The 14,449-nt window shown below is 73.5% G+C and carries 14 protein-coding genes; 8 read left to right on the top strand and 6 right to left on the bottom strand.

The genetic code is table 11. The features are described from left to right. Positions 1-4 precede the first annotated feature (4 nt). Genes Q0858_RS05990 through Q0858_RS05980 form a run of 3 tightly spaced genes read left to right on the top strand, consistent with a single transcriptional unit; the run spans position 5 to position 2,195 of the window. The gene (locus tag Q0858_RS05990) at positions 5-1,021 is read left to right on the top strand and encodes a ribonucleotide-diphosphate reductase subunit beta (RefSeq protein WP_299051947.1); all 1,017 of its coding nucleotides are present in this window, start codon (positions 5-7) and stop codon (positions 1,019-1,021) included. Between the two features lie 5 nt (positions 1,022-1,026). Continuing rightward, positions 1,027-1,455 carry a hypothetical protein gene (locus Q0858_RS05985; RefSeq protein ID WP_299051946.1) on the top strand — a complete coding sequence of 143 codons (429 nt, stop codon included), beginning with the start codon at positions 1,027-1,029 and terminating at the stop codon, positions 1,453-1,455. After that, on the top strand, positions 1,431-2,195 hold the full coding sequence (locus tag Q0858_RS05980) for a ZIP family metal transporter (protein ID WP_299051945.1): 765 nt from the start codon (positions 1,431-1,433) through the stop codon (positions 2,193-2,195). Before Q0858_RS05985 ends, Q0858_RS05980 begins: the two co-directional genes overlap by 25 nt. A gap of 34 nt (positions 2,196-2,229) precedes the next feature. Here Q0858_RS05980 and Q0858_RS05975 read toward each other — a convergent pair whose 3' ends face one another. Continuing rightward, positions 2,230-3,237: a LysR family transcriptional regulator gene (locus Q0858_RS05975; RefSeq protein ID WP_299051944.1), complete on the bottom strand. Its 1,008-nt coding sequence runs from the start codon at positions 3,235-3,237 to the stop codon at positions 2,230-2,232. A 71-nt stretch (positions 3,238-3,308) separates the two neighbouring features. Between Q0858_RS05975 and Q0858_RS05970 the strand changes: the two genes are divergently transcribed. From Q0858_RS05970 to Q0858_RS05960, 3 genes are read left to right on the top strand one after another with little or no spacing between them, the layout of a single operon-like run. Next, entirely contained in the window at positions 3,309-4,409 is a 1,101-nt protein-coding gene (locus tag Q0858_RS05970) for a maleylacetate reductase (RefSeq protein WP_299051943.1), read from the top strand. After that, positions 4,409-5,335: a dioxygenase gene (locus Q0858_RS05965; RefSeq protein ID WP_299051942.1), complete on the top strand. Its 927-nt coding sequence runs from the start codon at positions 4,409-4,411 to the stop codon at positions 5,333-5,335. Before Q0858_RS05970 ends, Q0858_RS05965 begins: the two co-directional genes overlap by 1 nt. Next, positions 5,332-7,107, top strand: a complete 1,776-nt coding sequence (locus Q0858_RS05960; protein ID WP_299051941.1) for an FAD-dependent monooxygenase — start codon at positions 5,332-5,334, stop codon at positions 7,105-7,107. The genes Q0858_RS05965 and Q0858_RS05960 overlap by 4 nt, the downstream gene beginning before the upstream one ends. 27 nt (positions 7,108-7,134) lie before the next feature. On the opposite strand, the gene Q0858_RS05955 is transcribed toward Q0858_RS05960, so the two are convergent. Continuing rightward, positions 7,135-8,277: a DUF3500 domain-containing protein gene (locus Q0858_RS05955; protein ID WP_299051940.1), complete on the bottom strand. Its 1,143-nt coding sequence runs from the start codon at positions 8,275-8,277 to the stop codon at positions 7,135-7,137. Positions 8,278-8,379: 102 nt separating this feature from the next. Here Q0858_RS05955 and Q0858_RS05950 point away from each other — a divergent pair, with 102 nt between their 5' ends. Then, positions 8,380-8,700 (top strand): putative quinol monooxygenase, encoded by a 321-nt coding sequence (locus Q0858_RS05950; protein ID WP_299051939.1) that lies wholly within the window; start codon positions 8,380-8,382, stop codon positions 8,698-8,700. 68 nt (positions 8,701-8,768) lie between these two features. Continuing rightward, positions 8,769-9,782: an NADP-dependent oxidoreductase gene (locus Q0858_RS05945; protein ID WP_299051938.1), complete on the top strand. Its 1,014-nt coding sequence runs from the start codon at positions 8,769-8,771 to the stop codon at positions 9,780-9,782. A gap of 52 nt (positions 9,783-9,834) precedes the next feature. On the opposite strand, the gene Q0858_RS05940 is transcribed toward Q0858_RS05945, so the two are convergent. The 4 genes from Q0858_RS05940 to Q0858_RS05925 form a co-directional block, all read right to left on the bottom strand. Continuing rightward, positions 9,835-10,608, bottom strand: coding sequence for a hypothetical protein (locus tag Q0858_RS05940; protein WP_299051937.1), 774 nt, complete (start codon positions 10,606-10,608; stop codon positions 9,835-9,837). A 17-nt stretch (positions 10,609-10,625) separates the two neighbouring features. After that, positions 10,626-11,588, bottom strand: coding sequence for a hypothetical protein (locus tag Q0858_RS05935; RefSeq protein ID WP_299051936.1), 963 nt, complete (start codon positions 11,586-11,588; stop codon positions 10,626-10,628). A 203-nt stretch (positions 11,589-11,791) separates the two neighbouring features. After that, positions 11,792-13,300 carry an aldehyde dehydrogenase family protein gene (locus Q0858_RS05930; protein ID WP_299051935.1) on the bottom strand — a complete coding sequence of 503 codons (1,509 nt, stop codon included), beginning with the start codon at positions 13,298-13,300 and terminating at the stop codon, positions 11,792-11,794. A 19-nt stretch (positions 13,301-13,319) separates the two neighbouring features. Then, positions 13,320-14,426, bottom strand: a complete 1,107-nt coding sequence (locus Q0858_RS05925; protein WP_299051934.1) for a saccharopine dehydrogenase C-terminal domain-containing protein — start codon at positions 14,424-14,426, stop codon at positions 13,320-13,322. Between the last annotated feature and the right edge of the window lie 23 nt (positions 14,427-14,449).

Here is a 14,449-nt window from a genome sequence, read left to right as displayed (position 1 = left end):
CCCCATGACGATCGACGAACAGACCCCCGAGACGAAGACCCGCGGCATCCTCGGCACCGGCATCGAGGAGGGCCTGCTGCTCAAGCCCGTGACCTACCCGTGGGCGATGGAGCTCTACGACCAGGCCGTGGCCAACACCTGGTTCCCCAACGAGGTGCAGCTCGGCGAGGACCTCGCCGACTTCGACCGCATGAGCGAGGAGGAGCGGCAGGCGCTGACGTTCCTCATGAGCTACTTCAACCCGAACGAGCTCCTCGTCAACAAGGCGCTGGCGTTCGGCGTCTACCCCTACGTCAACGCCGCCGAGTGCCACCTCTACCTGGCCAAGCAGATGTGGGAGGAGGCCAACCACTGCATGAGCTTCGAGTACGTCCTGGAGACGTTCCCGATCGACCGGCAGGCGGCGTACGACTCCCACGTCACGGTGCCGTCGATGGCGGCCAAGGAGGAGTTCGAGGTCCGCTACATCAGGCGGATGACCGAGCAGACCCTCGACATCACCACCGTCGAGGGCAAGCAGGACTTCGTCCGCAACCTCATCGCCTACAACGTGATCCTCGAGGGGATCTGGTTCTACTCCGGGTTCATGGTGGCGCTGAGCTTCAGGCAGCGGAACCTGCTGCGGAACTTCTCCTCGCTCATCGACTGGATCGTGCGTGACGAGTCGCTGCACCTGAAGTTCGGCATCAACCTCGTGCTGACCGTGCTCGACGAGAACCCGGAGATCGCGACCGAGGAGTTCGCCGCCGAGATCCAGCAGATGGTGATCGACGCGGTGGCGATGGAGGAGGCCTACAACCGCGACCTGCTGCCGACGGGCATCCTGGGGCTGAACGCCGACTACATCAACCAGTACGTGCGCTACCTGGCCGACCGGCGGCTGGAGGAGCTCGGATTCGGGGCGTACTTCGGCGCGCAGAACCCGGCGAAGTGGATGGCGACCGCGAACGACACCCTGCAGCTCGTCAACTTCTTCGAGTCGATCAACACCTCCTACGAGGTCAACGCGCGGCAGGGCTGAGCACCGTGTCCTGCGTCGGCTTCCTCAGTCCCGGGCAGCGGGCGGCGCTGGCGGCCTCCTCGGCCGCCGGACCGCCGCTCTCGGCGTTCGCCTCCCCGCCCGCGAGCCCGGGCAAGACCGCGCGGGTCGCCCGCCTGGCGGTCTCGCCCGACCCGCGGATCCGGGAGAGCGCGGCCCTGTCGCACCGGGCGTCGTACGACGTGCTGGCGGGGCTGGCCGGCGACCGCGAGGTCGGCGTCCGGTGCTGCGTGGCGCGCAACCCGCTGACGACGTCGGTGCTGCTCGCCGGGCTCGCCCTGGACGCCGCGCCGACCGTGCGGGCGTGGGCGGCCGCCCACCCGGCGGTCGCGCCGGAGGACCTGGCGCGGCTCGGGGCGGACCCGGACCCCACCGTCCGGACCGTCGTGGCGTGGGCGCGCGGGTGGTCGCGGTGACCCCGGCGCTGGTCGCGCTCGGGCTCACCGCGCTGGCGGGCGGGGCGACCGTGCTCGGTGGTCTCCTCGCCGTCCACCGGCGGGTGCGCGACGACCGCGGCCTCGCCGTCGCGCTGGGGTTCGCGGCCGGGGCGATGGTCCTGGTCAGCCTGGCGGCGATGGTGCCCGCCGGCGTCGCCGGCGTGGGGTGGGCGGCGACGCTCGTCCTGGTGCTCCTCGGCGCCGGGCTCACCGCTGCGCTCCAGCGGCTGCCGCACCACCACGGGTCGGGTCCGCAGGTGCGGCTGCGGCGCACCGGGCTGGTCGTCGCGGTCGCCGTCGGCCTCCACAACCTGCCGGAGGGGCTCGCGACGTACGTCGCGGCGCTCGAGGACCCCCACGCCGGGGCGGTGCTCGCCCTGGCGATCGCGATCCACAACGTCCCGGAGGGGATCGCGGTGGCGGCGCCGGTGCTCGGCGCGAGCGGTGACGCGCGGAGGGCGGTGGGCGCCGCCGCCCTCTCGGGACTGGCCGAGCCCGTCGGCGCCGTCCTCGGCTACCTCGTGCTGGCCGCGGTGCTGCCGCCGGCGGCGTACGCCGCGGTCTTCGGGCTGGTCGCCGGCGTGATGCTCCGGGTCGGGGTCGCCGAGCTCCTCCCCACCGCCCGCCGGCTCGCCACCCTCGGCACCGCCGCGATGGCCGGCTCCACCGGCGCGATCGTCATGGCCGCGGGCCTCGCCCTGCTGGGTGTCGCGGGCTGACCTCCGCCGAGGTGCTCGAGCTCGTCGAGGACCGTCACGGGGTCTCGTGGCTCGTCGCCGGGGCTCCTCGCACCTCGACCTCCGGGGACGGGCGTGGGCGCGCGTGCTCGGGGGCGAGGCGGTCGGGCTCGGGGGTGGCGAGGGCGGCGCGGAGGAAGCGGGTGAGCACGGGGGAGGGGCGCTCGCCGCGACGCCAGACCGCGACGGCCTCGACCGGGGCGAGGGGCGCGGCGAGCGGCACGCTCCGCACCGACGCGGACCCGGCGAAGCCCCGCGCCGCCGACGAGGGGACGACGGCGAACCCGGCCCCCGCGGCCACCAGCCGCAGCGCCGACTCGACCGACGACAGGTGCCGGCGGGTGGCGGGGGCGCCGCCGGCGGCGTCCCAGGCCTCCTGCAGCCGCGACGCGAGACCGGGGAAGCCGTCGTGCGCCAGCGGCGCCAGCCACCGGAGACCGGCGACGGGCACGAGGTCGGGCAGCGACACCGTCTCCCCGAGCTCCGCGGCGGCGGGCACGACGGCGACGAGGGGCTCGCGACGGATCATCGCGACCTCCAGCTCGCGGGCGTGCAGCCGCTCGAGGTCGGCGGCCCGCGCGCAGTACAGGACGGCGACACCGCACCCGCCCGTCCGCACCCGGTCCAGCGCATCGGGCTCGGCCAGGTCGTGGAGCTCGACGTCCACCTCGGGCGCCGCGACGTCGTACGCCTCGAGCAGTGCGGGCAGCAGGTCGACCCCCACGCCCGGTCCGACGGCGACGGCCAACCGGCCCTGCAGGCCCGAGCCCACGGCGCGGACGCTCGCCGCGGCGTCGTCGAGGTCACGCAGCAGCACGGCGGCGCGGGCGACGAGGTGCTCCCCGGCCGCGGTCGGCTCGACGCCCCGCCCGTGCCGCTCGAGCAGCGCGACCCCGAGCTCGGCCTCGAGCTGCGCGATCGCGGCCGAGAGCGGCGGCTGCGTCATGTGCAGACGGGCGGCCGCGCGGGTCACGCTGCGCTCGTGCACCACCGCGGTGAGGTAGCGGAGCTGCCGCAGATCCATACGCGGAAACTATCAGCGGTCACCCTGATACATATTGGACCTATGACTGCCGAGGAGGCAGGCTGTGTGACGTGGGCAACAGCGACGACGGCCGGCTCGGGTTCGAGCGCGAGACCCTCGCGCAACGGGTGGTGTTCGCGCCCGGCGGTGCGGCGGAGCGCGTCGGCGAGGAAGTACGCCGCCTCGGCTCACGGGTGCTGCTCGTCGCCGCGCCCTCCGAGGCCGACCTCGCGGCCCGGCTGACCGCGGACCTCGGGCCGGGCGCCGAGGTCGTCGCCACCTTCGACGGCGTCCGGCCCCACGTCCCCGTGCCCGTGGCCGAGGAGGTCCGCGCCCTCGCGACCGAGGCCGGCGCCGACGTCGTCCTCTCGGTGGGCGGCGGCTCCACGACCGGCACCGCCAAGGCCGTCGCGCTGACCGCGCACCTGCCGGTCCTCGCCGTCCCCACGACGTACGCCGGCTCGGAGGTCACCCCGGTCTGGGGCCTCACCGAGCACGGCCGCAAGACCACCGGCGTCGACCCCGTCGTGCTGCCCCGCACCGTCGTGTACGACGCCGACCTCACCGCCACCCTGCCCGTCCCGCTCTCGGTGAGCAGCGGCCTCAACGCCCTGGCCCACGCCGTCGACGCGTTCTGGGGTCCCCGGGTCGACCCCGTCGACGCCGCGCTGGCCACCGAGGCGATCCGTGCCCTGGCGGCGGGCCTGTGCGCCGTGGTCGCCGACCCGGACGACCGCGCCGCCCGCGACCGGTGCCTGTACGGCGCCTACCTGTCGGCGGTCGCGTTCGCCTCGGCGGGCTCCGGGCTCCACCACAAGATCTGCCACGTGCTCGGCGGCGCCCACGACCTGCCGCACGCCGACACGCACGCGGTCGTGCTCCCGCACGTGCTCGCCTTCAACGCCCCGGCGGCCCCCGAGGCCGCCCGCCGGATCGCGGAGGCTCTCGACGCCCCCGAGGCGGTCGCCGGCCTCGTCGACCTCCGCCTCGAGCTCGGCGCCCCGACCGCGCTGCGCGCCCTCGGCATGGCGGAGGCCGACATCCCCGCCGACGCCGAGGCCGTCGTCGAGGCCACCCCACCCTCCAACCCCCGGCCGGTGCACCTCGCCGACGCCGTCCGCCTGCTGACCGACGCCTGGTCCGGCACCGACCCCCGAGGAGAGATCGGCTGATGCCCCCCGCACACGACGAGGCGCACGAGGCAGCGCAGGACGAGGCCCGTCAGGTCAGGGACGCCCGCGAGCAGGCGGTCACGGACAAGGTCCTGGCCTCCTTCGCGGGGACCCCCGATCCGCGCCACCGCGAGCTGCTCGAGGCGCTCGTGCGCCACGCCCACGCCTTCGTCCGCGAGACCCGCCTGACCGAGCCCGAGTGGGAGGCGGCCGTCGGCTTCCTCACCCGCTGCGGCCACATCACCGACGACCGGCGGCAGGAGTTCATCCTGCTCTCCGACGTCCTCGGCCTGTCGATGCAGACCATCACCGTCAACGAGCCCGACGACACCCGCGCCACCGAGCAGACCGTCTTCGGGCCCTTCTTCGCCGAGGGCGCCCCCGAGATCGAGGTCGGCGGCGACGCCGCCCAGGGCGCCGCCGGACAGCCCTGCTGGGTCTCCGGCACCGTCCGCGACGTCGACGGCACCCCGGTCGCGGGCGCCGTCCTCGACGTCTGGGAGGCCGACGACGACGGCATGTACGACGTCCAGCACGGCGATGGCCGGGTCTCCGGACGCGCCCGGCTGCGCAGCGGCGACGACGGCGGCTACAGCTTCTGGTGCGTGACGCCGACGCCGTACCCGATCCCGCACGACGGGCCGGTCGGCGACCTGCTGACCGCCGCCGGGCGCAGCCCGATGCGCGCCTCCCACCTGCACTTCATGGTCACCGCGCCGGGCCTGCACCGGCTCGTCACCCACATCTTCGTCCGCGGTGACGCCCACCAGGACTCCGACGCCGTCTTCGGGGTCAAGGAGTCCCTGGTCGTCGACTTCACCGAGCACCCCGCGGGCGAGCCCGCGCCCGACGGCACCACCCCCGACGTGGCCTGGTCCCAGGCCGACTTCGACATCGTCCTGGCCCCCGAGGAGCGCGCATCATGACCACCCAGACCGACCCGACGGCGGAGCAGGCCGTCCTCACCACCGACGTCCTCGTCATCGGCAGCGGCCCGGCCGGCGCGTCCGCCGCGCTGTTCCTCGCGACGTACGGCGTCGACCACCTGGTCATCACGAAGTACCGCTGGACCGCCAACACCCCGCGGGCCCACATCACCAACCAGCGGACCGTCGAGATCATGCGCGACATGGGCATCGAGGACGAGGTCCTCGCCGAGGCCACCCCGCACGACCTCATGGGTGACACCGTCTTCTGCAGCAGCCTGGCGGGGGAGGAGATCGGCCGCATCCGCACGTGGGGCACCCACCCCGAGCGGGAGGCCGACTACCGGCTCGCCTCGCCGTCCATGAACTGCGACCTGCCGCAGACCATCCTCGAGCCGATCCTGGTCGGCCACGCCGCCTCGCGCGGCGGTCGCGTGCGCTTCGACACCGAGTACGTCTCGCTCGTCCAGGACGACGACGGCGTCACCGTGCAGGTCCGCGACCGGCTCTCGGGCCACGAGTACGCGATCCGCGCGAAGTACGTCGTTGCCGCCGACGGCGGGCGCAGCAAGGTCGTCGCCGACCTCGGCCTGCCGATGGCCGGCGAGATGGACGTCGCCGGGTCGATGAACATCGTCTTCCACGCCGACCTCTCGGCGTACGTCGCGCACCGGCCGAGCGTCCTCTACTGGGTGCTCCAGCCCGGCGCGACGATCGGCGGCATCGGGCTCGGGCTGATCCGGATGGTCCGGCCGTGGAACGAGTGGCTGATCACCTGGGGCTACGACATCGACTCCCCGCCGCCGGACCTCACCGACGAGATGGCGACCGAGATCGTCCACAACCTCGTCGGCGACGACAGCGTCCCCGTGACGATCCGCTCGCTGTCGCTGTGGGGCAACAACAAGATGTACGCCGAGCGCTACCGCGAGGGCCGCGTCTTCGCCGTCGGCGACGCCGTCCACCGCCACCCGCCGTCCAACGGGCTCGGCTCGAACACCTCGATCGGCGACTCCTACAACCTCGCCTGGAAGCTCGCCCACGTGCTGCACGGCCAGGCCGGCCCCGGCCTGCTCGACAGCTTCGACGCCGAGCGGGCCCCGGTGGGGGAGCAGATCGTCCTGCGCGCCAACAAGTCGATCGAGGAGTTCGGTGCCCTGCTGGAGGCGCTGGAGGTCACCGGAACGGACGACGTCGAGGCCATGCAGGCCGGGATCGCCGGTCGCGCCGACGACAGCCTCGAGGGCGCCGAGAAGCGGCGCGCCATCCGGAAGGCGCTGGAGCTGAAGGACTACGAGTTCAACGCCCACGGCGTCGAGCTCGGCCAGCGCTACCGCTCGGGCGCCGTCGTGCCCGACGGCACCGAGGAGCCGGCGTACACGCGTGACCCGGAGCTGTACTACCACCCGACCACCTGGCCCGGCGCCCGTCTCCCGCACTGCTGGCTGGGCCGGGACGGGCAGCGCGTCAGCACCCACGACGTCGCCGGGCACGGCCGCTTCACCCTGCTCACCGGCATCACCGGGCGGGCCTGGGCGGACGCCGCGACCCGGGTCGCCGACTCCCTCGGCCTCGACCTGCGCGGTGTCGTGATCGGTCCCGGCGCCGACGTCACCGACCTCTACGAGGACTGGTCGCGCCTGCGGGAGGTCGAGGAGGACGGCTGCGTGCTCGTGCGTCCCGACAACCACGTGGCGTGGCGGTCACGCTCGCTGACCGACGACCCGGCCGCTGAGCTGGAGCGGGTGCTGCGGGAGCTGCTCGACCGCTGACCCCGTCGCGCGAGACCCGGTGACGGGTCAGTGCTGGTGGCGGGCGTGGTGCTCGGCGAGGACGTCGGCGCCGAAGTCGGCGTCGGGGTCCCGCCAGACCGAGTGGGCGTGGTTGGCGCCGCGCTGGGTGTTGTCCCACTCGATCAGCAGCCCCGGGCCCTGGAGCCGGTAGTAGTGCGGCGCGCCCGCCTCCAGCGAGCCCGCCCAGGCGACGTGGACGGCGTCCAGCCGGGCGTCGTCGTCGTACGTCGACATCGGGGAGACCGCCTCGGGCACGCGGTCGAAGTAGGTCGACAGCAGCCGGCGCAGGAGGTGGCGCTGCGGCGGGTCGAGCTCTCGGCCGGCGACACCACGCGGCTCGTGGGAGTAGGCGACCAGCTCGTGGTCCTCGTCGGTGTAGTCGGCGGCGGTGTCGATCGCGTCGCTGAGCTTCTGCAGCTTCTCCTGCTCGACGTCGTCGGGGAACCTCTCGTCGCGCCAGATGCCGGCCAGCGGGATCACGCGGTCGCCCTCCGAGACCACGCTGCGGTTGGCGGTGACGAAGTCGGACGGTGCCTTCGCGAGCAGGATCGCCCGCTCCTGCTGCTCGGCGGTCAGGGAGGCCACGAGCTCGCGGGCCAGGTCCTCGACCCGGGCCAGCGGACGGTTGACGCCCCCGCCGAGCAGCGGCGAGCTCGCGGGGTCGGCGCCCATGAAGCACGGCGTGGTGGAGACGAGCTCCCCGTCGACCACGAGGTTGTTGAGCGACACGTGGTGGCCCCCGAAGCGCCAGCCCCACGCCCCGCTCGGGCCGGGGTCGCCGAAGACGCGGAGGTAGTAGAGACCGGGGTCCCGTCCGCGCTCACGGTCGAACCTCGTGACGAACCCCTCGACGTGGTCGAGGACGTTCTCGAGGCCCATGGTGGTCGCGACGGTGACGTAGCCCGCCTGCGACAGCCCGGTGCCGACCAGCCGCATGACGGCCCGCTGCTGGGTCGGGCTCTGGCGGTGCAGGTCGAGGCCGCCGTGGTCGGTCGGGGTGTAGAACCAGCGGCGCCGCTCGCCGTCGGCCTCGCCGTCCTCGGGGACGGCGCCGGTGGCGTCGGGGCGCTGGGTGTCGTCGAGCGAGTCGAGCCAGGCGGTCGCGGCGTCGGCCATGGCGGCGGCGATCTCGGCGCGGGTGGTGGTCACGTGTCGCAAAGTAATACAGCGCGCAACCACCGCCGCCGTCGTCCGTGTGGTGGCATGACCACGCTCACTGCCGAGCACCCACGAGAACCCAGGAGGCGCCCCGTGCCCACCCCCACCGACGACAACCGCGACCTGCTCACCGTGATCGCCTACATGAGGGCGGCCCCCGGCAAGACCGACGAGCTGCGCGAGGGGCTGAAGGCGCTGATCGAGCCGACCAGCCAGGAGGACGGCTACGTCAACTACGACCTCCACGAGAGCGTCGAGGAGCCGGGCGTCTTCTTCTTCTACGAGAACTGGGAGAGCGCGGCGCACCTCGACGCCCACCTCCAGACGCCGCACCTGGTGAACCTGGCCAACCAGATCCCGGAGCTGCTCGACGAGAACGGCCTGACCATCACCCGCCTGCGCCGCATCGCCTGAGTCACACTCCCCGCCTCACCCGCCGGGGTGGGCCGCGCCCCGTGGGGGGCGCGGCCTACCGTCGGTGGATGACCACCTCCCGCATCGTCCTGGCCGCCCGACCCCACGGTGAGCCCACCGACGACGACTTCCGACTCGAGAGCGTCGAGACCCCCGAGCCCGCCGAGGGCCAGCTGCTCGTCCGGACGCTCTACCTCTCCCTGGACCCCTACATGCGGGGCCGGATGAGCGACGCCGAGTCGTACGCCGACCCGACCCCGATCGACGGCGTCATGCCCGCCGGCACCGTCGGCGAGGTCGTCACCTCGCGCGCCGACGGCTTCTCGCCCGGCGACGTCGTCCTCGCCTACGGCGGCTGGCAGACCCACGCCGTCGTCGGTGCGGAGCACGTGCGGAAGGTCGACCCCGACGTCGCCCCGGTCTCGACCGCGCTGGGCGTGCTCGGCATGCCCGGCTTCACGGCGTACGCCGGTCTCGCCGCCATCGGCCGCCCGCAGGCGGGGGAGACCGTGGTCGTCGCCGCGGCCGCCGGCCCGGTCGGGTCCGCCGTCGGCCAGATCGCGCAGCAGCGCGGCGCCCGGGCCGTCGGCATCGCCGGCGGGCCGCAGAAGCTCGACATGCTGCGGGAGCTCGGCTTCGACGCGGTCGTCGACCACCGCAGCGACACGTTCGCCGAGGACCTCGCCGCCGCCGTGCCGGACGGCGTCGACGTCTACTTCGAGAACGTCGGCGGTCGCGTCACCCGGGAGGTGTGGCGCCACCTCAACCTGTACGCCCGGATCCCCGTCTGCGGCCTGGTGTCGGGCTACAACGCCACGTCCCTGCCGGAGGGCCCGGACCGGACGCCGGCCCTGATGTCGTCGGTCCTCACCAAGTCGCTGACGCTGCGCGGCTTCATCCAGACCGAGTTCGTGCCCACCCACCACGACGACTTCCTGCGCGAGATGGGCGCCTGGGTCGCGGACGGCACGGTGGGCTACCACGAGGACGTCGTCGAGGGCCTCGAGAACGCCCCCCGGGCGTTCGTCGGGATGCTCCGCGGTGAGAACCGCGGCAAGCTCGTGGTGAAGGTCGCCGACTGAGCGACCGGGTCACCGGCCGTCGTCGTCCGTGCCGTGTCGGCGACTCCTCAGGTCAGCGACCGAGGCCCGTCTTGTCGATCCGACGGTGGTAACGCATGCCCGCCAGGCCGCCCACGAGGGCGCCGACGAGGCTGGCGACCGCCACGGCGGCGAGGGCCAGGAGGCCCGCGAGGCCGACGTCACCCTGGCCGAACGGCAGCCGGGGGAAGCTGTTGAGCTGCGACAGGACGTCGTACTGCGCGCCGGCGACGGCGCCCACGACCGCCACGACGACCGCCACGACGACCGCCCAGACCCAGACCATCAGGCCCTGCTTGATGCCGTTGAAGCGCGCCATCCGGCCGGCGACGTAGCCGCCGCAGTAGTAGGCGACGAAGATGACGACGAGCAGGACGATCCCGCCGACGATCCCGATCGTGCTGAGGTCGCTCAGGTTCGCGGACTCGGCCGTGTCGGCGGCGTCACCGGGCTGCGCGGCGCCGACGGCGACGCCCGCCGCGGCGGCGAGGGCGGTCAGGATGACCGCCATGCCGGTCGCGGTGAGCCAGCCGAAGAAGGCGCTGCCGACCTTGATGCCGCCGTGCTCCTCGCGCTCGCGCGCCACGACCTCACGGCGGGAGAGTCCCGCCTGGTCGTCGTGCCGGGGGTCGTCGTGCCGGGGCCCGTCGTGCCGGGGCCCGTCGTGCCGGGGCCCGTCGTGCTGGGGGCCGTCGTGCCGGGGACCGGCGTGGCCGCCCTGCCGGGTGTCAGGGGTGGGTCCGACCGCACCGGTAGGGCCGGTGCGTCCGGGCTCGCCCGGGGGTCGTGCTCCGTAGGTGTCGCTCATGTCGTCTCCTCGTCCGCTCAGCGGCCGGTGTCGGGGGCGTCGTACCCGCCGGCGGGGTGCTGACCGCCCGGGTACTGCTGGCCCGGGTAGGCCTCGCCCTGCTGGTAGCCCTGACCCGGGAACTGCTGGGTCTGGTAGGCGTCGCCCTGCTGGTAGCCCGGAGCCTGGTACTGCTCCTGGCCGCCGTACTGCTGGGCCTGGTACTGCTCCTGGCCGCCGTACTGCTGGGCCTGGTACTGGTCCTGCTGGCCGTACTGCTGCTGGGCCTGGTCACGGGCCTGACGGGCCTGCTCGGAGACGCTCGGGGCGTTGGCCGCCTCGGTGCGGATGTTCGGCACCTCGGCCGCGGCCTTGGTGAGCGCGTCCTCCCAGCGGTGCTGCATCGGCTTGATGAGCCCGCCGCCGACGCCGACGACGAGGATGCCGCCGATCGTGGCGAGGATGGTGACGAGGATCGGCGTGGTGACGGTGGTCGCCACCCCGACCTGGTTGAGCGCCGCGACGACGCCGAGGAACAGGATGAAGGCGGAGGCGCCGTTGGCCAGGACCCGGCCGTACGACAGTCCGCCGAGGGTGTTCTGGATCAGGCCCTTCACGGCGGCGGCGATGGCCGCGGCCACGACCACGATGACGATCGCGACGATCAGGCTGGGCAGGAACGAGATGACCTGCGAGAGCAGGTCGCTGATCGGGTTGGCGCCGAAGACACCGAACGCGAGCTGCAGGACGAACAGCAGCAGCGTGTAGTAGATCAGCTTGCCGACGACGTCGCTGGCGTCGAGGTTGGAGTTGGCGAGGGCGCGCTTGACGCCGCCCCGCTCGACCGCGTGGTCGAAGCCGACGCGGGTCAGCAGCGCGCTGAGCGCCCTGCCGATCGCCTTGGCCACGAAGAGGCCGACGACGAGGATCAGCAGGAAGATCAGCAGCTTGGGGACGAAGTCGGCGATGGTCGCCAGACCGGACGCGAGGGCGTCTCTCATGTGGAGCCTTTCGGTGTACGACGGGCCCGCCGGTGGTGCTGACGGGTTCTGGAGGAGTACCCAGACGAAGGCGGGTGACTCGGCGGGAACTTACAGCGTAAATCCTTGGGGCCCGGGACCCCGGCCCGCGTGGGGCGCAGGGACGAGGACGGCCCGCCACCCGGAGCGGGTGGCGGGCCGGTCCTCGGACGGCGCGCGGGGCGTCAGACGAACTCGACGCCCTGGGCGAGCGGGAGCTCGGTGGAGTAGTTGACGGTGTTCGTCGCCCGGCGCATGTAGGCGCGCCACGCGTCGGAGCCGGACTCCCGACCGCCGCCGGTGTCCTTCTCGCCGCCGAACGCCCCGCCGATCTCGGCGCCCGAGGGCCCGATGTTGACGTTGGCGATGCCGCAGTCGGAGCCGACGGCCGACAGGAAGGTCTCGGCCTCCCGCACGTCGAGGGTGAAGATCGACGACGACAGACCCTGGGTCACGCCGTTGTGCAGCGCGATCGCCTCGTCGAGGCTCTCGTAGCCCAGCACGTAGAGCAGCGGCGCGAAGGTCTCCTCGCGCACGACCTCCGTCTGCGAGGGCATGTCGACGATGGCGGGGCGGACGTACTGCCCACCGGCCACGCCCTCGGCCTGCTCCCCGCCGGTGACGAGGGTGCCGCCGTCGTCGGTGGCCCGGCGCACGGCGGCCTCGAAGGACTCCCGCGCCGGTGCGTCGATGAGCGGGCCGACGAGGGTCGAGGACTCCAGCGGCGAGCCGATCGGGAGGGTCTCGTAGGCCTGGGCGAGCCGGCGCACGAGCTCCTCACGGATCGAGTGGTGCGCGATCACGCGGCGCAGCGAGGTGCAGCGCTGACCGGCGGTGCCGACGGCGGAGAACACGATGCCGCGCACGGCCAGGTCGAGGTCGGCGGACGGCCCGACGATGGCCGCGTTGTTGCCGCCCAGCTCGAGCAGGGTCCGTCCGAGACGGGCGGCGACGCGCGGGGCGACCTCGCGACCCATGCGGGTGGAGCCGGTCGCGGAGACCAGCGGGATGCGCGGGTCGTCGGCCAGGGCCTCGCCGACCTCCCGCTCGCCGACGACGACCTGGGAGATGTCGGCGGGGGCGCCGACGCGGCGGGCCGCCTCGGCGAGCAGCGCCTGGCAGGCCAGGGCGGTGAGCACGGTCTTCTCCGACGGCTTCCAGACCACGGCGTCGCCGCAGACCAGCGCGAGGGCGGTGTTCCACGACCAGACCGCGACGGGGAAGTTGAACGCGGAGATCACCGCGACGACCCCGAGGGGGTGCCACTGCTCCATCATCCGGTGGCCGGGGCGCTCGGTGGCGATGGTGAGGCCGGTGAGCTGACGCGACAGGCCGACCGCGAGGTCGCAGATGTCGATCATCTCCTGGACCTCGCCGAGGCCCTCGCTGACGATCTTCCCGGCCTCGATGCTCACGAGCCGACCGAGGTCGTCCTTGTGCTCGCGCAGCAGCTCGCCGAGCTCGCGGACCAGCTGGCCGCGCACCGGGCCGGGCACGCTGCGCCACTGCTCGTACGCCGCCTGCGCGCGGCCGACGGTCTCGCCGACCTGCTCGGGCGTGTGGGCCGCGACGCGACCGAGCACGGAGCCGTCGATGGGGGAGCGTGCCTCCACGACGGGGCCGGCCGTGCCCTCGGTGACGAACGGGTCCTCGGCGCCCATGCGGGCCAGGACCTCGCGGGCGAGTCCTGCCACATCGGTCGATCCAGCGACGTCAGACAACCTTCTCCTCCTCCTCGACGAACAGCCGACCGGACGTGGTGGCGTACAGGTCGGCCAGTGAGATGTCCTCCTGGCGCACGAAGCCGGTGGCCGGGAGCGTGCCCTGGGCGAGCAGCTCGACCGCCGCGACCGCGGAGGCGGCGGTGGTCCAGCTGATCGCGCGCCACACGCGGCCGTCGATCTCGAGCGGCAGCCAGCGTCGCACGTGGTTCTCGCGGTGCGGCAGGCCGTCCATCACGCCCTCGACGGAGGCGTGCAGGTAGACGAGGTCGTCGTTCACCGGGGGCTTGGCGTCGACGAGCATCGCGCCGACCTCGGCGCGCCGGTCGCGGAGGCCGAGCTCGTCGAACAGGAAGCGCATCTGGGCGAAGTGGCCGGGGTAGCGCAGCGTCTTGTAGTCGAGGCGGCGGACCCTGCCCTCGTAGGTCTGGCACATGGTGCCGAGGCCGCCGGAGGTGAGGTCGGCCTCGAGCTCGGTGCCGTCCAGGACGACGCGCTCGGGCTCGCTCATCGCCGGCACCATGCGGCGGACGCCGGAGCGGATGACCTCGCAGTCGTTGAGGTACTCGTTGACGACGCCCTCGGCGGACCAGTTGAAGGCGTACCCGAGCAGGCCCGTGGGGTTCTGCGGCAGGGCGCCGACCTTGAGCTCGATCGAGCGGATCTCGGAGAACCGGGCGGCCAGCGAGGAGCCGACGATGCCGATCAGGCCGGGTGCCAGGCCGCACTGCGGCACGAAGGCCGCGGCACCGGCGTCGCTCGGCAGCGTCGCGAGCTCCATCACCCGGGCGGTGGTCGGGACGTCCTCGGTGAGGTCGAAGTAGTGCGTGCCGGTCGCGTGGGCGGCCTCGGCGACGACGATGTTGAGGTCGTAGGGCAGGCAGGCCACCACGGCGTCGACCTCGCCGTGCGCACCGGAGAGCGCGGCGCGGAGCGCCTCGGCGTCGGTGACCTCTAGGGCATGGGCCTCGAAGGCCAGGTCGGAGCGGGTGCGGGCGTCGTACCCGACCACGGTGAAGCCGGCGCGGCCCAGCAGCACGGCGACGAGCTCGCCGACCTTGCCGAGCCCGACGACGGCGACACGGCGGACGTCAGTCATGGGGATCCTTTCGTCATCCTCCC

The sequence above is a fragment of the uncultured Nocardioides sp. genome (genome assembly GCF_947489365.1).
Taxonomy (GTDB): domain Bacteria; phylum Actinomycetota; class Actinomycetes; order Propionibacteriales; family Nocardioidaceae; genus Nocardioides.
Note: the sequence above shows the minus strand (reverse complement) of the source record. Positions and strands in the feature narration are given on the sequence as shown.